The sequence below is a fragment of the Bradyrhizobium sp. WSM4872 genome, from assembly GCF_055811715.1.
On sequence record NZ_JBVVPT010000001.1, the window covers coordinates 104,063 to 122,891 of the forward strand.

Here is an 18,829-nt window from a genome sequence, read left to right on the forward strand (position 1 = left end):
CGGTCTCACGTCACGGCCATCGATCATGTGCCGTGCACCGAATCCAGAAAACCCTGGATATCCCGATCGCGTCTCAAGCGCACGACCGGGACGTCAGCGCCGTACTGCACACGCTCGGCCTCGATGATAGGCGCGCGCTCGGTGTCGTAGCGCCACGCCTCGCGCATCAATTTCCAATCGAACTGTTCGGGACACCCTTCCGGGAGGTCAGGCCGGGTCTTGTCGCGATCGAAGGCGGAGCGCAGGAGAATGCGCCACTGGCAGAGCCAGCGGGGGCGGTTGATGACGACCAGCGTATCGGCGCGCGCGAGCGTGAGATCGAAAGCAAGTCCCGAGAAGCTGCCGTCGACAACCCATGCGTCGCCCGCGATCGCATCAGTGACGCGCGCCCGGAAGCTCGGTTTGTCCGATGGCTTCCAGCCCGGCCGCCAGTAGAGCACGTCGAGATGCACCACCGGCAGCCCGAGCTTTCGCCCGAGATTCCGGGAGAGGCTCGTCTTTCCGCTACCCTGACAGCCTACGACGATGATCCGGCGCATCGCTGCAAGGTTTCACGAAAACAGTCGAGGCGGAAGATTGGATTTCAACTTGCCGTTCCAGGGGCGGGATGGCTGAATGGCCGCGTTTGACATGGGAGTTCGAATGAGAGTGCTCGTCATCGGCGCGGGAGCGCTTGGAGGCTATTACGGAGCGCGCCTGGTCCGGGCCGGCAGCGACGTGACCTTTCTGGTGCGGGCCGGGCGTGCGGAGCAATTGCGGCGGAATGGATTGCAGGTCGTGAGCCCGCACGGCGATTTCGCCGTGCAGCCGAAGATCATTCTGGCCACCGATCTCAAGGAAACGTTCGACGTCGTGTTCGTCGGCGTGAAATCCTACTCGCTCGACGATGCGATGGCCCAGTTTGCCCCGGCGGTCGGCGCCGACACGATGATTTTGCCGATCCTCAACGGGCTGAAACATGTCGACGCCCTGACTGCGCGGTTCGGCGCGAGCTGCGTCCTCGGCGGACTCGCGAACGTCAGTGCCGGGCTCGATGCGGATGGCCGTGTCGTTCAGTTCATGGCCAACCAGACCATCGTCTTCGGCGAGGTCGAGGGTTTGTTGAGCGAGCGTGTGCTCGCCCTGGAGACGCTGCTGCATGTGCCCGGTATCGACGTGCGCGCCAGCGAAGCGATCATGCAGGACATGTGGGAGAAGTTCGTTCAGCTGAGCACGCTCGCCGGCATCACCTGCCTGATGCGTGCAAGCATCGGAGACATTCTGGCCGTGCCGAACGGCGAGCAATCCATCTTCCGCCTGTTCGCCGAATGCTGCGCCGTCGCGACGGAATCGGGTTTTGAGCCGCGAGCGCCTTTCATCGAGTTTGACCGGAAGCTGTTCACGACCCCGGACTCCCCGCTCAAGGCCTCGATGCTGCGTGACATCGAGCGCGGCTCGATCACCGAGGCGGAGCACATCCTCGGCGATATGGCCAACCGGGCCCGTGCGCTTGATATCGACACGCCGCTGCTGGATCTCGCCCGCGCGCATCTGGCGGCTTATGAGGTTGGGCGGCAGCGAGCGGCCAGCTAACCCGCCCCGATCAGCGGGATCGCTTCATCGCGCTCATACAGATACAGCAGGCATCGCAGGGCCTCGCCGCGCTCGCCCTTGAGTTTCGGATCGTCCTTGAGGATGCGCAGCGCCTCGTCGCGGGCCTGGGTGATGAGCTGGCCGTGCACCTCGGAGCGGGCGATGCGGTAGCCGGGCAGGCCGCTCTGGCGCACGCCGAGCACATCGCCTTCGCCGCGCAGCTTCAGATCTTCCTCGGCGATGCGAAAACCGTCGGTGGTCTCGCGGATCACCTTCAGCCGCGCCTTCGACATCTCACCGAGTGGCTCGGAGTAGAGCAGCAGACAGGTCGAGGCTTCCGAGCCGCGGCCGATGCGGCCGCGGAGCTGGTGCAGTTGGGCGAGACCGAAGCGTTCGGCGTTCTCGATCACCATGATGGTCGCCGCCGGCACGTCGACACCGACCTCGACGACGGTGGTCGCGACCAGCAGGCCGATCTCGTGGGCGGCGAACTGGCCCATGACGCGGTCCTTCTCCGTGCCCTTCATCTGGCCGTGGACGAGGCCGACGCGATCGCCGAAACGCTTTTGCAGGCTTTCGAAGCGCTTGGTGGCATTGGTCAGGTGCTCGGTGCCCTCGGCCTCGGATTCCTCGACCAGCGGGCAGATCCAGTAGACCAGCTTGCCGGATTCGAGCGCGCGGCCGACGCTGTCGGTGACCTCGCCGAGGCGGCTCATCGATATGGTGCGGGTTTCGATCGGCTGGCGGCCGGCCGGCTTCTCCCTGAGCTCGCTGATGTCCATGTCGCCGAAATAGGTCAGCACCAGCGTGCGCGGGATCGGCGTGGCGCTCAGCACCAGCACGTCGACGGCCTCGCCCTTTGACGTCAGCGCCAGCCGCTCGCGCACGCCAAAGCGATGCTGCTCGTCGACGACGGCGAGGGCGAGATCGTTGAAGATCACGTCGTCCTGGATCAGCGCATGGGTGCCGACGAGCAGGTCGATCTCGCCGGCTTCGAGTTGTGCCAGCAGCTCCCGCCGCTCCTTGCCCTTTTCGCGGCCGGTGAGGATCGCGACCCGCATGCCCGCGCGCTCGGCGAGCGGCGCGATGGTCTTGATGTGCTGGCGCGCCAATATTTCGGTCGGGGCCATCAGGGCCGCCTGCTTGCCGACCTCGGTGACCGCAGCGGCGGCCAGCAGCGCGACCACGGTCTTGCCGGAGCCGACGTCGCCCTGGAGCAGGCGCAACATGCGCACCGGCTGTTGCAGATCGTCGGCGATGGCGGCTGCCGCGTCGCGCTGCGAGGACGTCAGGGCATAGGGTAGGGCATCGATGATCTTGTTGCGGAGGTGCCCGTCGCCGGCGTTGCGCACACCGGCAGGGCGCCGCAATTGCGCGCGAATCAGGGCAAGCGCAAGTTGCCCGGCGAGGAGTTCGTCGAAGGCGAGGCGCGACCAGAACGGCTGGTCGGGCAGAATGTCAGTGAGGTCCACCGGCTGGTGCACGCGGGTGAGCGCCTCGGTGATCGGCGGGAAGTTGCAGCGCCGCAGCACTTCCGGGCTGATCCATTCCGGCAAGGCCGGCAGCTTTTGCAGAGCCTGCGCGACCGCGCGGCGCAGCGAGCCGAGTGCAAGACCTTCGGTCAAGGGATAGACGGGATCGATGCCGGAGAGTTTTGAAATCGCCTCCTCGTCCAGCACCCGGTCGGGATGCACGATCTGCGGAATGCCGTCGTACATCTGGAGCGTGCCGGAGACGAAGCGCTTCTCGCCGATCGGCAGCAGCTTCTCGACATAGCCGGGCTTTGCGCGGAAGAACGTCAGCACGACGTCGCCGGTATCGTCGCTGGCGTAGACGAGGTAGGGCGCGCGGGCATTGCGCGGCGGGGGTGGGCGGTGACGGTCGACCGTAACCTCCAGCGTCACCATGGTTCCCTGCATGGCGTCGACGATCTTTGGCCGCGCGCGGCGGTCGATGACCTGGCTCGGCAAATGCAGCAACAGATCGACCAGCCGCGGCGTCTCATTGCGGCTGAGCAGATATTGCAGCAGCTTGTCCTGCTTCGGACCGACGCCGGGCAGGCTGGTCACGGGGGCAAACAGCGGGTTGAGAAGGCTGGGGCGCATCAGGCGAATCTAGGACCGTTTTCGCTCGTCATGCCCGGCTTTATGCCCGGCATCCACGTGTTTTTTCGTGTCCCTGCGGCGGCAGCGGGCCATGATAAATCGAGGGCTGACATGGCCCGTCCGAGTGGCTATATCACCCCGGCCCGGCACGTCCGGGCTTTTGGCGTTTGACTGGAATTGAGACATGACGGGAACGACACGATCGAGCAATGGGCTGGACGACCGCCGCAAGCGGCTTCTGTTCCGCTGCTGGCACCGCGGCACGCGCGAGATGGACCTGATCCTCGGTCGCTTCGCGGATGCCGAGATCGGCAATCTGTCCGAAGACGAGCTGACGCAGCTCGAGACCCTGCTCGAAGAGGCCGATCCCGACCTCTATGCCGCCATCACCGGCGACAAGGTGCTTGCCGCCGAAGTCATCGGCCCGCTGTTTGCGCGCATCAAGGCGTTTCCGATCGCGGACCGCGACGTATGAAGCAGGGGATGAAATCGCCGGCCGAGCTGCTCACGCCCGGCCGCGCGCTGACGCTTGCCAATGTCGCCGAGGGTGCCGAGGGCCTCGTTGTCTCCGATCTCGCGCGCGCCATCGCGGCGCGGCCGAAGAAGCCGGCCGTCAGCCTCGCGGTGATCTGCCGCGACGGACCGCGGATGCAGCAGCTGGAACGTGCCCTGCAATTCTTCGCGCCCGATTTGCCCGTGCTGACTTTCCCGGCCTGGGACTGCCAGCCCTATGACCGCGTCTCGCCGCATGGCGGCGTGCTCGCGCAGCGCCTGACGACGCTGGCACGGCTTGCGTCCCTGACCGGTAGCGACAAGCCGCTGATCGTGCTGACCACGGTCAACGCCGTCGTTCAGCGCGTGCCGGCGCGCGACCTCGTTGCGGCGCAGGCGCTGTCGGTCGCGCCGGGCAACGTCGTGCCGATGGACACCATCGTCGCCTGGCTCGAACACAACGGCTACAACCGCTCCTCGACCGTGCGCGAGCCCGGCGAATATGCGGTGCGCGGCGGCATTCTGGACCTGTTTCCGGCCGGCCTGGAACAGCCCGTCCGTTTCGACTTCTTCGGCGACAGCCTGGAATCGATCCGCACCTTCGATGCCGAGACCCAGCGCACGCTGCTCGACATGCGCGCGCTCGATCTCGTGCCGATCTCCGAATTCCAGCTCGTCACCGACACCATCCGCCGCTTTCGGATGGGCTATGTCGCCGAGTTCGGCGCGCCCGAGCGCGACGATGCGCTGTACGAGGCCGTCAGCGAGGGCCGCCGTCATCCCGGCATGGAACATTGGCTGCCCCTGTTCCAGGACCGGATGGACACGCTGTTCGACTATCTGCAGGGCGCGGCGATCGCGATCGAGCCGCAGGTCGAGGATGCCGTCCGCGAGCGCTTCAAGCAGATCCTTGATTATTACCAGGCACGCCGCGATGCGATGGAGCATCCGGGCGGCGGCGCCATCTACAAGCCGCTGCCGCCTGACCGGCTCTATCTGACCGAGGAGGAATGGGGCAAGCGCGAGAGCGGGATGCCGCTGGTGCGGCTGACACAGTTTTCGGTACCTGCCGATGGTACCAGCGTGCTCGATGCCGGGGCACGCAAAGGCCGCGACTTCGCGCCGGAGCGCAACGATAGCAAGGTCAACGTCTTCGAAGCCGTCGTCGCACATGTGCATGGGCTGCTGACGAGCCGCAAGAAGGTGGTCATCGCGCTCTGGACGGAGGGCTCGCGCGACCGTATGACCTCGATGCTGCGCGATCACAAGCTCACGCCTGTGACCAGCGTCAACAGCTGGCGCACGGTGCAGGCGACCCCGCGCAACGAGACCATGCTCGCCGTGCTCGGCCTGGAAAGCGGTTTCGAGACCGACGAGATCGCGCTCATCAGCGAGCAGGACATCCTCGGCGATCGCCTGGTCCGGCCGCGCAAGGCGAGCCGCAAGCTCGACAATTTCATCTCGGAGGTGACGAGCCTTGCCGCCGGCGACATCGTGGTCCACGTCGACCACGGCATCGGCCGCTTCATCGGCCTGCAGACGCTGGACGTCGCCGGCGCGCCGCATGACTGCCTCGAGCTGCATTATGCCGCCGAGACAAAACTGTTCCTGCCAGTCGAGAACATCGAGCTGCTGTCGCGTTATGGCTCCGACCAGACCACGGTCGAACTCGATCGTCTCGGCGGCTCGGGCTGGCAGACGCGCAAGGCCAAGCTGAAGAACCGCATCCGCGAGATCGCGGGCGAGCTGATCAAGATCGCCGCCGAGCGCCACCTGCACGAGGCGCCGAAGCTGCCGGTGCAGCCGGGCCTCTACGACGAGTTCTGCGCGCGCTTCCCCTATGACGAGACCGAGGATCAGCTTGGCGCGATCGAGTCCACGCTGAAGGATCTCGAGCTCGGCCGTCCCATGGACCGGCTGATCTGCGGCGACGTCGGCTTCGGCAAGACCGAGGTGGCGCTACGCGCCGCCTTCGCGGTCGCGCTGGAAGGCAAGCAGGTCGCGGTCGTGGTGCCGACCACGCTGCTCGCTCGCCAGCACCACAAGACGTTCACGGAGCGGTTCAAGGGTTTCCCGGTGCAGGTCGCGCAGGCCTCGCGCCTGGTTCCGGCCAAGCAGCTCAATCTGGTCAAGAAAGGCCTCACGGACGGCTCGGTCGATATCGTCGTCGGCACCCACGCGCTGCTCAGCAAGTCGATCAAGTTCCGCGACCTCGGCCTGCTGATCGTCGACGAGGAGCAGCATTTCGGTGTCACCCACAAGGAGCGGCTGAAGCAGCTCCGCGCCGAGGTGCACGTGCTGACGCTGTCAGCGACGCCGATTCCGCGCACGCTTCAATTGGCGCTCACCGGCGTGCGCGAGCTCTCGATCATCGCATCGCCCCCGGTCGACCGCCTCGCGGTCCGCACCTTCGTCGCCCCGCACGATCCGCTGATGATCCGCGAGGCGCTGCTGCGCGAGCGCTATCGCGGCGGCCAGGCGTTCTACGTGGTGCCGCGCATCGACGACCTCGCCGAGGTCAAGGACTTCCTCGACAAGAACGTGCCGGAGATGAAGGTCGCGGTCGCGCACGGGCAGATGCCGCCCGCCGTGATCGAGGACATCATGACCGCGTTCTACGACGGCAAGTTCGATATCCTGCTGTCGACCACGATCGTGGAATCCGGCCTCGACATTCCCAATGCCAACACGCTGATCGTGCATCGCGCCGACATGTTCGGCCTCGCCCAGCTCTATCAGCTCCGCGGCCGCGTCGGCCGTTCCAAGCTGCGGGCCTATGCGCTGTTCACGCTGCCGGCGCAGCAGAAGATCACGGCGCAGGCCGAGCGCCGGCTCACCGTGCTGCAATCGCTGGAGACGCTGGGCGCGGGCTTCCAGCTCGCCTCGCACGACCTCGACATCCGCGGCGCCGGCAATATCCTGGGCGAGCAGCAGTCCGGCCATATCAAGGAGGTCGGCTTCGAGCTCTACCAGTCGATGCTGGAGGAGGCGATCGTCAACCTCAAGGCCGGCGTGTCCGAGCCCGCCGCCGATCGCTGGTCGCCGACCATCACCATCGGCATGCCCGTGCTCATTCCGGAGGACTATGTCGGCGATCTCTCGGTGCGGCTGTCGCTCTACCGGCGGCTCGCCGACCTCGACAGCGAGGAGGAGATCGAGAACTTCGGCGCCGAGATGCGCGATCGTTTCGGCGTGCTGCCGGACGAGGTGCGCTATTTGTTCAAGGTCGCCGCGATCAAGGCGTTCTGCCGTCAGGCCAATGTCGGCAAGATCGACGCCGGCCCGAAGGGCGCCGTGATCGCCTTCCGTGATAATTCATTCGCCCATCCCGATCGGCTAGTGAGCTTCATCCGCAGCCACGGCCAGGCCGCGAAGGTGCGGCCCGACATGAAGGTGGTATTCCTGCAGGACTGGGAGACGCCGGAAGAGCGCCTGGCCGGCACCACCGAGATCATGCGCCAGCTGGCGCAGCTCGCGCAGAGCAAGAAGGCGGCGTAGGCTTCAGGTCTCACCACGTCATTGCGAGCGCAGCGAAGCAATCCAGACTGTTCCCCGCGGAAAGATTCTCGATTGCTTCGCTACGCTCGCAATGACGGTGTTTGTTGTGGCAGCTCGCGAGGTACCTACGAGGCCGCGCGCGACGCGTCGGCCGACAGCCGTCCGAGCAGCGACCGTGCCGTATCCGACGGCGATAGCGAATCCACCGAGACGACGGGATCGCTCCGCATCTCGTGCTTGCCATTGGACGTGTGCCGCATCACTGCAGAGAGACGGCGGGCGATCATGTGCGCGGTGCGGAAGTCGGTCTCCGCGAACACGACGATGACCGAACCGTCCTTCTGCGCCACGCCAAAATCCATCTGCCGCATCAGGCGGCTGAGAATGCGCGCGGCATCGAGCTGGGCGCGGGAATTGCCGGGGTCGAAGGCGAAGCGCGCGACCGAGAGGCCGCCGCCACGAGCCAGCGTCTGCTCGACCGCCTTGGCAAAATCGCGCGCAAAGGCCTCCACCGTGAGCAGGCCGCTGCGCGGGTCGAGCCAGCCGCCGGCATCGATCGAGCGCAGCGTGCGGCTCAGTTGGGCTTCCATCGCGTGTTGGCGGATCAGGGGCAGCGCGTTGGCGGCGACCTTGGCCGGCTCGCCGGGGATCAGCTCGAGATTGGGCAGGTCGTAAGTCTGCGTGAGCTGATGCGCAGTGACGATCACGGGCAGGCTGCGGAAGCGGGTATCCTCGGCGAGCACAGTGAGGAAGGCATCGGTCACGCGGGCGGTAAAACCTTCGGCGAGCACGACGCCGTCGAGGTCGCGGGTGTTGAGATGTTTGGCCGCGGCCTCGATCGAGAGCGCACCGACGACGCCGACGCGCTCGCCGAGCGCGACGGAAAGCGCAGGGTAAGCCGCGCCGCGGCCGATCAGAAGCACCGTGGCATCCCGAATGGGATCGGCCTCCGGCAGGGCGACCTTCACCTCGGGCAGCCGGCGCAGCACCGTGGCATGAAGCGTGCGAATGCGCAGCGCGGCGCGAAGCCGCGCGATCAGGCGTTCGGAATGGCCGACGCGCGAGGAGGAGAAGGGCAGGGCGTTGTGCGGGAGCGCGCCTGCCGCATCCAGCGCCACGAAGGGAAGGTAGGGCGATTGCTCTGCGATCTTCCTGGCGAGCAGCGCCAGATGCGGCTCGTGCCCGGCATCCATCGCGGCGAGAACCACGGCCGGCTGCACCTCTTCGACCGCGCGCGTCGCGCCGGCCCAGCCGGTGTCGATCACAGGGAAGAATCGCGCCTCGTCCAGCGCCGCGATGAAGGCCGGCCGCTCGCCATTGGACACAAACAGGATCGGGCCAGCCTGGGACATCGAGAGACTCTGATCACGCGACAGGTGCCGCGCAATCTAGTCCGGCCGCCTTAATGCAGCGTCAATGGAACAGTCGAAATGACCCTCAACCCGGCCCGGAACGGTCGCGAAAAGCTTCGACCATCAGGGGGTTAAGCCCGAGTTCGCTGAGCGCCTCGCGGGCGCGGGCATTGTCCTGGGCGCGGCCCGCGAGCCGGTGACCGGAGAGCCGGTCAGGCAGCGCGGTCAGCAGGGCGCCCTGGCCGAGCCGGCGCGCCCATTCCTGGAGGTCGTTGGAGAGGAAGCGGTAGCCGCCGACCGCCATGATCCCGGAGGGCGGGGCGGTGATGCAGATCGCGCCGCTGGGACGGTCGAGCCTCGCGGCATATCCGGTGTCGACGTAGTCGCGTGGCGGCTGCGCGATCAGGCTGTCGCCGACCGGCGGCGGCGGAGCGTAGGCCGCGATCGGCACCATCGGGCCGCGCAGCCCGAGCGTGCCCTTCGGCGTCAGCAAAATCTCGCCGGCGATCGACGAACCCGACTGCTCGCGCGGCGCGCCGTGCGGTCCCGGCATCACCGGCACCGGCATGCCGTCCTCGCCACGCCGGGCGCCGAACAATCCGGCCTCGCCGAACAGATAGACGTCAGTGAACGGCGCGTGCGGCGCGATCCATGCCTCGCTCGCCGCCACCTGCTCGGGGGCACGCCACAGACCGATGACGTTGCGCAAGGTCGGCATCCGCGCCGCCAGATCGGAATCGCCGAGCCGCTGGGCAAATTGCGCCGGTGCGATCAGCACGTCGCATTCGTGCGCGTTGATCTGCTGCTCCAGCACGTCGTTCTCGAACGGATGATGCAGCGCCAGCGTGCCGCCGCACAGCAGCCACACCGCGAGCGAGGAGGCGAGCCCTGCGAACGACATCGGCGTGAACGCCGCCATCACGGTCGCGCCCTGCCTGATGTCGGCTTCCAGCGACATCGCGAGCCCACCGGCGATCAGGCTGAAATGCGGCCGCGGCACCGGACGAAAGCCTTCCGCGGTGACGTCGAAGGAGATCATCGCCGCTTTGCGGCCATCCTGAATCACGGCGCGCGCGGTGCCGGGCGGACGGGCCTGCACCTCGTCGAGCGAGGCCATGCCTTCGGGCAGGTTGGTGCCGAAGCCGCAGACATGGCGAATCGAGAAGGCTTCCGCGGCCGCGTGCATTGCGAGATCGGCATAGCTGACGCCGTCGACCGTGCTCATGGTGACGATGGCGCGCGCCGCGGTGCGGTTCAGAGCGGCGGTCAGTTCTGCATGGCGCCAGAGCAGCGGCAGCACGGCAACGACGAGGCCGGCGCGATGGGCGGCAAGAACGGTGAGCACGAACTCGACCGTATTCGGCAGCTGGATGGCGATGACGGAATTGGCCGGCAGGCCTGATTCGACGAAATAGGCGGACAGCGCCTCGATGGCCGTATCAGCCTCGGCATAGCTCATCCGCCGCGGCTGGAGCCCGGTCACTCGGAACTTGTTCAGGGGGTCGAGCAGAGCGGTCGCGTGCGGCTGCCGCATCAGCGTGCGCTGAAACAGCGTGTCGAGCGTCGGCGATACGGCTGGCTGGTTCACGGCGTCACTTTGCTTGATGAGCTTGCGGCGGCCCCTTCGACCACCAGGTCTCCGGCAAATAGCCGGACAGCGAGGTGGCCTCTGGCCGTTCTATCCGATTCCAGCGCGCGATCCATTGCTCGGATACGTTAAACAGGGGGATTGTATAGAAACCGGAGATCAAAGCGCGATCGAGCGCCCGTACCGCGGATACGAAATCCGTATGTTCACGGGCTTCCAGCAGCGCGGCGATCATCGCGTCGATCGCGGGATCCCGCGCCCCCATGTAGTTGCGGGTGCCCGGATTGTCGGCGGCAGCGCTCCCCCAGTAGAAATATTGCTCGTTGCCGGGCGACAGCGACTGGTCCCAGCGGTTCTGGATCATGTCGAATTCGTAGGCGAGACGGCGCTGGTCGAACTGCACGGGATCGACCGATCGCACGCTCGGCTCGATGCCGGCGCGCCTGAGGTCGCGCTGGAAGGCAAGCGCGACGCGTTCCTGATCGCGGGTCGTGACCAGGATCTCGAAGGTGAAGGGCGCCTTGGTCGCGCGGTTGCGCAGCACGGTGCCGTCGAGATCGTAGCCGGCCTCCGACAACAGCTTCAGGGCCGCGCGTAGCGTGGTCCGGTCGCGGCCCGAACCGTCGGTCACCGGCAGGCGGTAGCTGCCGTCCATGATGTCAGGCGGGATCTGCGCGGCGAACGGCTTGAGCAGCTCGCGCTCGCGCGCATCGGCGGGATGGCCATACGCTGACAGATCCGAGCCAGCAAAATAGCCGGCGACGCGCGAGTAGAGGTTGAAGAAGTAGTTCCGGTTGACCAGCTCGAAATCGAACAGCAGCGTCAAGGCCTGACGCACGCGGATGTCGCCGAAGATGGGACGCCTCGTGTTGAACACCAGAAATTCGGAAGGTTGCGGCACGCCCGGCTTGAAGGTGTCGCGGATCACGTCGCCATTCTTCGCCGCGGGAAAGTCGTAGCCGTCGTGCCAGCGCAGCGGCTCGTGCTCGATGCGGAAATCATAGAGGCCGCGCTTGAAAGCTTCGAACTGGCCGTTGGCCTCGCGAAAATAGTCGAGCCTGATCTCGTCGAAATTGTAGAGCCCGCGATTGATGGGGAGGTCACGGCCCCAATAGTCGGGATTGCGGGTGAGCGTCACGCTGGCACCGGGCCTCACCGAGGTGACGCGATAGGGGCCTGAGCCGACCGGGCCCGTCAGCGTCGTCTCCTCGAAAGCCGCGACGTCGACCGCGTGTTTCGGCAGGATCGGCATCAGGCCGAGGATCAGCGGCAGTTCGCGGTCATTGGCTCCCGCAAGGTCGAAGCGAACGGTGAGGGGATCCAGCGCCTCGGCCTTTGCCACCTTGCCGTAATATTGCCGGTGGTTGGGGCGGCCGTGGTCGCGCAGCAACTGCCAGGAGAACAGCACGTCCTCGGCGCGGACCGGCTTGCCGTCCGAGAAGCGGGCGCGGGGATCGATGTGGAACGTGACAAAGCTGCGCTCGTCATCGGTCTCGACCGATCTGGCGAGCAGTCCGTACAGCGTGAACGGCTCGTCATTGCCGCGCGCGAGCAGGCTCTCGACCACGTAGTTCCGGACCGGCTGCACGGCCAGTCCCTTGACGATGAAGGGATTGAGGCTGTCGAAGGTGCCGAGAACGCCCCAGGTCAGCCGGCCGCCCTTGGGGGCGTCAGGATTGACGTAAGGCATATGGGTGAAATCGGCAGACATCGCCGGCTTGCCGTGCATGGCGATGGCGTGGGCTTCCTCGGCCCCTGCGCCGCTGGCCGGGAGCCCCAAGGCGAAAGCCAGGATACAGAGGCGGACGCAAAGACCTTCAGGACGGCCCTCGAGAAGGCGCTGGAACATGAACATCTGCACACGTTGATTCGAGGACCGCAGGCCTGAATCCTATCACAGGGATTTTCCCCGGGGCGTACGCCAGCGCGCGGCCAAAGACGCTTGTCGGCATTGATCTTTTCGTCGGCCACGTTAAGAAGGCGGGCAATCGCGCACGAGCGCCGAGCCGTCACTTATCCGCCTCATTTGACGGGGAGAGAGCCGCGCCCAACGTGGCCAGGCTCGGTGCGTCGAAGCGGTTCGGGCGCTTCCCGTTCAGAAAGGGTTTTCCGCAATGAATTTCCGTTACTTGGCCGCGTCCGTCCGGCCGCGCGGGCGACTTCTCGCCCTGTTGACGGCGACGGCGTTGGCCGTCCCGTTTGCCGCCGAGGCCCAGGCTCCCGCTCCGGGTGCTCCCGCGCCCAAGGCGGCTCCGAAGGCCGCTCCGAAGGCCGCCCCAAAGGCGCCGGCCCCGGCCGCTCAGGCACCCGCCCAGCCGGCTCCCGCCCAAGGCGCTCCGGCGCAGCAGGGCGCGGCCCAGCCGGCCGATCAGCAGATCCAGCTGATCTACGCCCCCTGGACCAAGTTCTGCCTCAAGGGTCAGGACGCCAACGCCAAGCAGGTCTGCTTCACCGGCAAGGACGGCCGTATCGAGTCGGGCCAGCCGGTCATCGCGGCCGTCATCATCGAGCCGGAAGGCGAGCCGAAGAAGATCCTGCGCGTGACGCTGCCGCTCGGCATGCAGTTGGTGCACGGTACCCGCATCATCGTGGACAACAATCCGCCGTTGCAGAGCCCTTATGTGATCTGCTTCCAGAACGGCTGCATGTCCGACTACGAGGCCACGCCCGAGTTCATCAACAACATGAAGAAGGGCCAGAACCTCGTTGTTCAGGCGATCAATGCCAACGGCGCACCGCTGACCTTGCCGCTGCCGCTCGCCGGCGAATTCCAGAAGGCCTATGACGGTCCGCCGACGGATCCGAAGGTGTTCGAGGAAACCCAGAAGAAGCTCCAGGAAGAGCTTCAGAAGAAGGCTGACGAGCAGCGCAAGAAGCTCGAGCAGCAGGGCACGCCGCCCGCCGGCCAGAAGTAATCGGGACCCAATCCCGGACATGAAAAGGCGCTCGGTTTCGAGCGCCTTTTTTGCTGGCCAGTTGATGGCTGCGAAAACTCAGTTCAGCGACGGATTGCGCGGGCGATAGCCGCCGGTCTTGTCCTTGACGAAGATCTCGGCGACCTGGGAATGCCGGACCGGTTCGCCGGAATCGTCCGGCACGAGATTCTGCTCGGAGACATAGGCGACGTATTCCGACTCCGAGTTCTCCGCGAGCAGATGATAGAACGGCTGGTCCTTGTGGGGCCGCACCTCCTCGGGGATCGACAGCCACCACTCCTCGGTGTTGTTGAATTCCGGATCGATGTCGAAGATCACGCCCCGGAATGAGAAGATCCGGTGGCGCACGACCTGTCCGATCTGGAATTTGGCGGTCCGCGCTTTAATCATTCCCCGTCGATAGACCAGGATTGTGGCCGATGCTAGTGCCCTGATCTGGAATTAACCCGCGGGTGCGGGGCAGATAACCCCCCAATCTTCAGAAAACACTTCATCAATGGTCGATATCCTCAATCTAGCTCTACCTTATTTTGGCTTGATCTTCGTTGGTTTCGCCTGTGGCAAGGTCAAATCCCTGCCGGAATCGGGCCTCGCCTGGATGAACTTCTTCCTGCTCTATGTGTCGCTGCCGGCGCTGCTGTTTGCGATCATGTCGAAGACGCCGTTCTCGGAATTGAACAACCCGCCATTCCTGGTCGCGACCACGCTGTCGACCGTTGCGGCGTTCACACTCGCGCTGGTCGTCGGCAAGGTTCTCGGCGGGCTGACGCTGCGCGAGGCGACGCTCGCCGGGCTCTCCGGCGGCTACGGCAATATCGGATACATGGGACCGGGGCTAGCGCTCGCCGTGCTCGGGCCGAAGGCGTCGGCGCCGACTGCGCTGATCTTCTGCTGCGACAGCATCTTCCTGTTCACGATCGTGCCGCTGCTGATCGAGCTTTCCGACCGCGATCATCCCTCGATCGTGCATGCCTTCGGCGTCGTGCTGAAGCAGATCGTGCTCAACCCGCTGATCATGTCGGCCTGTTTCGGCGCGGCCTTCGCATCGCTGCATGTCGAGATGCCGGTCGCGCTCGATCGCACCATCACGTTCCTCCAGAACGCAGCCGCCCCGACCGCGCTGTTCGTGCTCGGCGTGACCGTGGCGCTCCGCCCGTTCGATCGGGTCCCGTGGGAAGTGCCGGGCGTGATCGCGATCAAGCTCCTGATCCACCCGCTTGCGGCGTTCGGCCTGATGCTGGCGTTCGGCCCGTTCGCGCAGCCCTGGGCCGCGACCGCCGTGCTGATGGCCTCGCTGCCGCCGGCGCTGAACGTGTTCGTCATCGCCCGGCAGAACGACGCCTGGATCGAGTCCGCCTCCGTCGCGGTGCTGCTCGGGACGTTTGCGTCCGTGGTCACCCTGACCAGCGTGATGTGGGCGATCCAGACTGGTCGGCTGGCGTTTCCTTGAGCGGCGGTTACTTCCGCCAGGTCGGCGTCAGGCCTTCGCGCATCGCAAAACGCCGGAGCGGGCCGATCGCGCCGAGCAGGTGCATGCCGACCGCGCGGACCGGCTGGAGCGGCAGGAAATCGTTGAGCAGCGAGCGGTTGGCGATGTCGATCGCAAAGGTCCGGCTCAGGATGTCCGGACGCCGGGCCCGGTCGTAGCGCTTGAGCACGTCTGCTGCGCCGGGATCCTGGCCCGATGCGATGGCGTCACCTGCAAGCCTCGCAATGTCGGCGGCATCGCGGAGGCCGAGATTGAGACCCTGGGCCCCGATCGGGGGAACCACATGGGCGGCTTCGCCGACCAGCGCGATGCGGTCGCGGCCGAAGGATTTGGGACGTTCGATCGCCAGCGGGAACAGATGGCGGCCCGGCTCGACCGTCATGCGTCCGAGGACCGAATGCGACTGCTTCTCGATCGCGGCGGACAATTCTTCGTCGGTCAGGCCGCGAAGCCGCTCGGCGTCAGCAGGCGCCGAGACCCAGACGACGCTGGAGCGATCGCCGGGCAGGGGCACGAACACGCAAGGACCGTGCGGGGTGTGGAACTCGGTCGAGACGTTGCGATGGGGCCGCGCGTGGCCGACATTGAAGGTCAGCGCCGTCTGGGTCAGCTCGCGCCGCGTCACCGCGATGCCGGAGGCTTCGCGGCAGAGCGAATGCCGGCCGTCGGCGCCGACCACGAGGCGGGCCGAGAGAAATTGCGCAGCGGCGGTGCGGATTGCGACGTCATCGGCTTCGATGACGACAGTTTCGGCCTCGTCGTCGAAACGGACGAGACCGGGCAGTTCGGCCGCGCGCGCTTCCAGCGCCAGCATCAGCGAGCGGTTGTCGATATTGTAGCCGAAGGCATCGAGGCCGATTTCGTGGCAGGAGAACCGGACCTCAGGCGCGCGGAAGAGCCGGCCGGTGTCGTCGACGAGCCGCATGATTTCCAGCGCGGCCGCCTTGTCTTTGCAACGCGGCCAGACGTCGAGGCTCTCCAGCAGATCGACGGAGGCACCGAGTAGCGCCGTGGTTCGATTGTCGGCATAGGGCATGCGACGTGCCACCAGCGCGGTCCGTGCGCCCGCCTGCGCCAATGCGATAGCCGCGCTAAGTCCCGCCGGTCCGCCGCCGATTACGGCGGCGTCAAAGAGTGTCGATGCATCTGTCATGGAACGACATTGGACACGGCCCGCGGCAAATTCAAGCCCACTCATATTTCCCTGATTTTATGACGAATTGTGCAACCGGACGCCGCAATGGCTTATGTGCAAACCGGTGTCATTCTGATAGCAGAAGCCATGGACAGCCAAGAGGATTCCCTGAAGCCCAGGCCCGCGATCCGCGCCGCTGCCTTCTCGGTGCACATCTTCACCGCGTTCGGTGCGGCGATCGCGCTGCTGGCGATGCTCGAGGCCGTGCGCGAGCACTGGGCGGCGATGTTTCAATGGCTGGGCGTCGCCCTCATCATCGACGCGATCGACGGGCCGATTGCGCGCCGGCTCAACGTCAAGGACGTGCAGCCGAACTGGTCGGGCGACGTGCTCGATCTCGTGGTCGATTTCGTCACTTACGTCTTCGTGCCGGCCTATGCGATCGTGGCCAGCGGCTTGCTGCTGCCGGTCGCGGCACCCTTGCTCGGCGTCGCCATCATCGTCACCAGCGCATTATATTTCGCCGATCTGCGCATGAAGGCGGACGACAATCATTTCCGCGGTTTTCCGGCGCTGTGGAATGCGGCGGCGTTCTACCTGTTCCTGCTGCACTGGCCACCGCTGCTCTCGACGCTGCTGGTCGCAAGCCTGGTGGTGCTGACCTTCGTGCCGTTCCACGTGCTGCATCCGGTGCGCGTCGTGCGGCTGCGCTGGCTGACGATGTCGCTGATCGCGATCTGGGCTCTGCTCTCCTTCTACACGCTGCAGATGGACTTTCGCGTCGGCACCGGCGTGACTGTCGCGCTCTGCGCGATCGCGCTCTGGATCAGCTTCAGCGACGCATTGATACGGCTGACAAGATCCTTCGCATGATGCACCTGTTGACCAGCCCCGAAGCCTGGGCCGCGCTCCTCACTTTGACCGCGCTCGAAATCGTACTCGGCATCGACAACGTCATTTTCCTGTCAGTGATCGTCTCGCGCATTCCCGAGAAGCAGGCGCACCGCGCCCGCCAGATCGGGCTCGCGCTGGCGCTGATCTTCCGCATCATCCTGCTGAGCCTCCTGGTCTGGCTGATCGGCCTGACCGCCCCGGTGTTTTCATTTTCGGGTTACGGCTTCTCGTGGCGCGACCTCATCCTGATCGGCGGCGGCCTGTTTCTGATCGCGAAGGCGACGCACGAGATTCACGGCGAGGTCGAAGCCGATGACGGCGAGGGCGGCGGGAAGCCCCCTCGCAACGCTTTCTTCTGGGTGATCGTCCAGATCGTGATCATCGACATGGTGTTCTCGCTGGACTCGATCATCACCGCGATCGGCATGGCGCAGGACCTCGAGATCATGATCGCGGCCGTCGTGATCGCCTGCCTGATCATGTACATTTCGTCCGGTCCGGTGTCGCGATTCGTCGCGGAGCACCCGACCACGAAAATGCTGGCGCTGGCCTTCCTGGTGCTGATCGGCGTCGCGCTGGTTGCGGACGGATTCCAATTCCACATCCCGCGCGGCTACATCTATTTCGCGATTGCGTTCTCGGCGGCGGTCGAGTTCTTCAACGTGCTGGCGAAACGCAACCGCAGGAAAACCGCCAAGCCGTCGGTCTAGGCGTTCCAGCCGGCGTCGAGTTGACAAGGCGGGCGCGATGTCTTTCGCTGGTCCGCCAGAAGAGGAGGTCAGGTGATGACCAAAGCCGTCCGTGTGCACAAGGTCGGAGGCCCCGAAGCCCTGGTCTATGAGAGCGTCGATGTTCCGGCGCCCGGCCCCGGCGAGGTGCGCATCCGCCAGCATGCCGTCGGCCTGAACTTCATCGACGTCTATTACCGCACCGGCCTCTACAAGGCGCCGGGGCTGCCCTTCATCGCCGGCAACGAGGCCTCGGGCGAGGTCGTCGCGGTCGGGCCGGGGGTGACGAATTTCCATCCAAGCGACCGCGTCGCCTACTACCACAATCTCGGTGCCTATACCGGGGAGCGCAACATCCCCTGGGAGCGGCTGGTCAAGCTGCCCGACCACATCACCTACGAGCAGGGCGCCGTGCTGATGCTGAAGGGGCTGACGGTCTGGTATCTCCTGCACAAGACCTTCAAGGTCGAGCCGCATCATCGCGTGCTGATCCATGCCGCGGCCGGCGGCATCGGCCTGCTCGCCTGCCAATGGGCGAGGGCCATGGGCGCCCACGTCATCGGCACCGTCGGCTCGCGCGAGAAGGCTGCGCTTGCCGAGGCCAATGGCTGCGACCATGTCATCCTCTACAACGAGGAAGACTTCGTCGCGCGCGTCAAACAGATCAGCCGCAACGAGGGTTGCGACGTGGTCTATGACGGCGTCGGCAAGGCGACGTTCCCGGGCTCGCTGTCGTGCCTGAAGCCGCGCGGGATGTTCGTCTCCTTCGGCAATGCCTCAGGCCCGGTGCCGCCGTTCTCGATCGCCGAGCTCAACACCCACGGCTCGTTGTTTGCGACCCGGCCCAAGCTCAACGACTATATCGGCACGCGCAAGGAATTGCTGGAAGGCGCCGACACGCTGTTCGCCGCCGTCATCAACGGCAAGCTGCACGTGCCGATCAACCATGCCTACGCGCTCAAGGACGCCGCCAAGGCGCATATCGATCTCGAAAGCCGCAAGACCACGGGCGCGTCGATCTTGAAGCCGTAGTACTTCCG

15 protein-coding genes are annotated in these 18,829 nt (G+C 65.7%); 8 read left to right on the forward strand and 7 right to left on the reverse strand.

Annotated elements, in window-relative coordinates; genetic code table 11:
- Positions 1 to 23 precede the first annotated feature (23 nt).
- Complete coding sequence (locus AC0L3C_RS00530) at positions 24 to 539, reverse strand: P-loop NTPase family protein (RefSeq protein ID WP_473406870.1); 516 nt, start codon at positions 537 to 539, stop codon at positions 24 to 26.
- A 103-nt stretch (positions 540 to 642) separates the two neighbouring features.
- On the opposite strand from AC0L3C_RS00530, the gene panE reads away from it, so the two are divergent.
- Complete coding sequence (gene panE / locus AC0L3C_RS00535; RefSeq protein WP_473406871.1) at positions 643 to 1,572, forward strand: 2-dehydropantoate 2-reductase; 930 nt, start codon at positions 643 to 645, stop codon at positions 1,570 to 1,572.
- Here the strand turns inward: panE and recG are convergent.
- The gene (recG, locus tag AC0L3C_RS00540; protein WP_473406872.1) at positions 1,569 to 3,677 is read right to left on the reverse strand and encodes an ATP-dependent DNA helicase RecG; all 2,109 of its coding nucleotides are present in this window, start codon (positions 3,675 to 3,677) and stop codon (positions 1,569 to 1,571) included. The two genes, panE and recG, sit on opposite strands and share 4 nt — an antisense overlap.
- A 184-nt stretch (positions 3,678 to 3,861) precedes the next feature.
- On the opposite strand from recG, the gene AC0L3C_RS00545 reads away from it, so the two are divergent.
- Complete coding sequence (locus AC0L3C_RS00545; RefSeq protein ID WP_027518026.1) at positions 3,862 to 4,152, forward strand: FAD assembly factor SdhE; 291 nt, start codon at positions 3,862 to 3,864, stop codon at positions 4,150 to 4,152.
- Positions 4,149 to 7,667, forward strand: a complete 3,519-nt coding sequence (gene mfd, locus AC0L3C_RS00550; RefSeq protein ID WP_473406873.1) for a transcription-repair coupling factor — start codon at positions 4,149 to 4,151, stop codon at positions 7,665 to 7,667. The genes AC0L3C_RS00545 and mfd overlap by 4 nt, the downstream gene beginning before the upstream one ends.
- A 125-nt stretch (positions 7,668 to 7,792) precedes the next feature.
- On the opposite strand, the gene AC0L3C_RS00555 is transcribed toward mfd, so the two are convergent.
- From AC0L3C_RS00555 to AC0L3C_RS00565, 3 genes are all read right to left on the reverse strand, one after another.
- A complete protein-coding gene (locus AC0L3C_RS00555) occupies positions 7,793 to 9,019 on the reverse strand; it encodes a GGDEF domain-containing protein (RefSeq protein ID WP_473264653.1) in 1,227 nt (408 codons plus the stop codon).
- An 85-nt stretch (positions 9,020 to 9,104) separates the two neighbouring features.
- Positions 9,105 to 10,607, reverse strand: a complete 1,503-nt coding sequence (locus AC0L3C_RS00560) for an AMP-binding protein (protein WP_473406874.1) — start codon at positions 10,605 to 10,607, stop codon at positions 9,105 to 9,107.
- Between the two features lie 4 nt (positions 10,608 to 10,611).
- Positions 10,612 to 12,462, reverse strand: a complete 1,851-nt coding sequence (locus AC0L3C_RS00565) for an extracellular solute-binding protein (protein ID WP_473407099.1) — start codon at positions 12,460 to 12,462, stop codon at positions 10,612 to 10,614.
- 259 nt (positions 12,463 to 12,721) lie between these two features.
- Here AC0L3C_RS00565 and AC0L3C_RS00570 point away from each other — a divergent pair, with 259 nt between their 5' ends.
- Positions 12,722 to 13,522, forward strand: a complete 801-nt coding sequence (locus tag AC0L3C_RS00570; protein WP_007610528.1) for an invasion associated locus B family protein — start codon at positions 12,722 to 12,724, stop codon at positions 13,520 to 13,522.
- A 78-nt stretch (positions 13,523 to 13,600) separates the two neighbouring features.
- Here AC0L3C_RS00570 and hspQ read toward each other — a convergent pair whose 3' ends face one another.
- The gene (hspQ, locus tag AC0L3C_RS00575; RefSeq protein WP_007590865.1) at positions 13,601 to 13,933 is read right to left on the reverse strand and encodes a heat shock protein HspQ; all 333 of its coding nucleotides are present in this window, start codon (positions 13,931 to 13,933) and stop codon (positions 13,601 to 13,603) included.
- A gap of 106 nt (positions 13,934 to 14,039) precedes the next feature.
- Here hspQ and AC0L3C_RS00580 point away from each other — a divergent pair, with 106 nt between their 5' ends.
- A complete protein-coding gene (locus AC0L3C_RS00580; RefSeq protein ID WP_473282372.1) occupies positions 14,040 to 14,993 on the forward strand; it encodes an AEC family transporter in 954 nt (317 codons plus the stop codon).
- Between the two features lie 7 nt (positions 14,994 to 15,000).
- On the opposite strand, the gene AC0L3C_RS00585 is transcribed toward AC0L3C_RS00580, so the two are convergent.
- Entirely contained in the window at positions 15,001 to 16,185 is a 1,185-nt protein-coding gene (locus AC0L3C_RS00585; protein ID WP_473406875.1) for a UbiH/UbiF family hydroxylase, read from the reverse strand.
- A gap of 87 nt (positions 16,186 to 16,272) precedes the next feature.
- Between AC0L3C_RS00585 and pcsA the strand changes: the two genes are divergently transcribed.
- The 3 genes from pcsA (at position 16,273) to AC0L3C_RS00600 (ending at position 18,821) form a co-directional block, all read left to right on the forward strand.
- On the forward strand, positions 16,273 to 17,040 hold the full coding sequence (gene pcsA / locus AC0L3C_RS00590; RefSeq protein WP_473264656.1) for a phosphatidylcholine synthase: 768 nt from the start codon (positions 16,273 to 16,275) through the stop codon (positions 17,038 to 17,040).
- Entirely contained in the window at positions 17,037 to 17,771 is a 735-nt protein-coding gene (locus AC0L3C_RS00595; protein WP_473282376.1) for a TerC family protein, read from the forward strand. Before pcsA ends, AC0L3C_RS00595 begins: the two co-directional genes overlap by 4 nt.
- A gap of 75 nt (positions 17,772 to 17,846) precedes the next feature.
- Entirely contained in the window at positions 17,847 to 18,821 is a 975-nt protein-coding gene (locus AC0L3C_RS00600; RefSeq protein ID WP_473264658.1) for a quinone oxidoreductase family protein, read from the forward strand.
- The last annotated feature ends 8 nt before the right edge of the window (positions 18,822 to 18,829 follow it).

What these genes read in the sequence shown, in the direction of transcription:
- AC0L3C_RS00530 (WP_473406870.1), bottom strand. Translation starts at nt 539, where the DNA reads ATGCGCCGGATCATCGTCGTAGGCTGTCAGGGTAGCGGAAAGACGAGC.
- panE (WP_473406871.1), top strand. Translation starts at nt 643, where the DNA reads ATGAGAGTGCTCGTCATCGGCGCGGGAGCGCTTGGAGGCTATTACGGA.
- recG (WP_473406872.1), bottom strand. Translation starts at nt 3,677, where the DNA reads ATGCGCCCCAGCCTTCTCAACCCGCTGTTTGCCCCCGTGACCAGCCTG.
- AC0L3C_RS00545 (WP_027518026.1), top strand. Translation starts at nt 3,862, where the DNA reads ATGACGGGAACGACACGATCGAGCAATGGGCTGGACGACCGCCGCAAG.
- mfd (WP_473406873.1), top strand. Translation starts at nt 4,149, where the DNA reads ATGAAGCAGGGGATGAAATCGCCGGCCGAGCTGCTCACGCCCGGCCGC.
- AC0L3C_RS00555 (WP_473264653.1), bottom strand. Translation starts at nt 9,019, where the DNA reads ATGTCCCAGGCTGGCCCGATCCTGTTTGTGTCCAATGGCGAGCGGCCG.
- AC0L3C_RS00565 (WP_473407099.1), bottom strand. Translation starts at nt 12,462, where the DNA reads ATGTTCATGTTCCAGCGCCTTCTCGAGGGCCGTCCTGAAGGTCTTTGC.
- AC0L3C_RS00570 (WP_007610528.1), top strand. Translation starts at nt 12,722, where the DNA reads ATGAATTTCCGTTACTTGGCCGCGTCCGTCCGGCCGCGCGGGCGACTT.
- hspQ (WP_007590865.1), bottom strand. Translation starts at nt 13,933, where the DNA reads ATGATTAAAGCGCGGACCGCCAAATTCCAGATCGGACAGGTCGTGCGC.
- AC0L3C_RS00580 (WP_473282372.1), top strand. Translation starts at nt 14,040, where the DNA reads ATGGTCGATATCCTCAATCTAGCTCTACCTTATTTTGGCTTGATCTTC.
- AC0L3C_RS00585 (WP_473406875.1), bottom strand. Translation starts at nt 16,185, where the DNA reads ATGACAGATGCATCGACACTCTTTGACGCCGCCGTAATCGGCGGCGGA.
- pcsA (WP_473264656.1), top strand. Translation starts at nt 16,273, where the DNA reads ATGGCTTATGTGCAAACCGGTGTCATTCTGATAGCAGAAGCCATGGAC.
- AC0L3C_RS00595 (WP_473282376.1), top strand. Translation starts at nt 17,037, where the DNA reads ATGATGCACCTGTTGACCAGCCCCGAAGCCTGGGCCGCGCTCCTCACT.
- AC0L3C_RS00600 (WP_473264658.1), top strand. Translation starts at nt 17,847, where the DNA reads ATGACCAAAGCCGTCCGTGTGCACAAGGTCGGAGGCCCCGAAGCCCTG.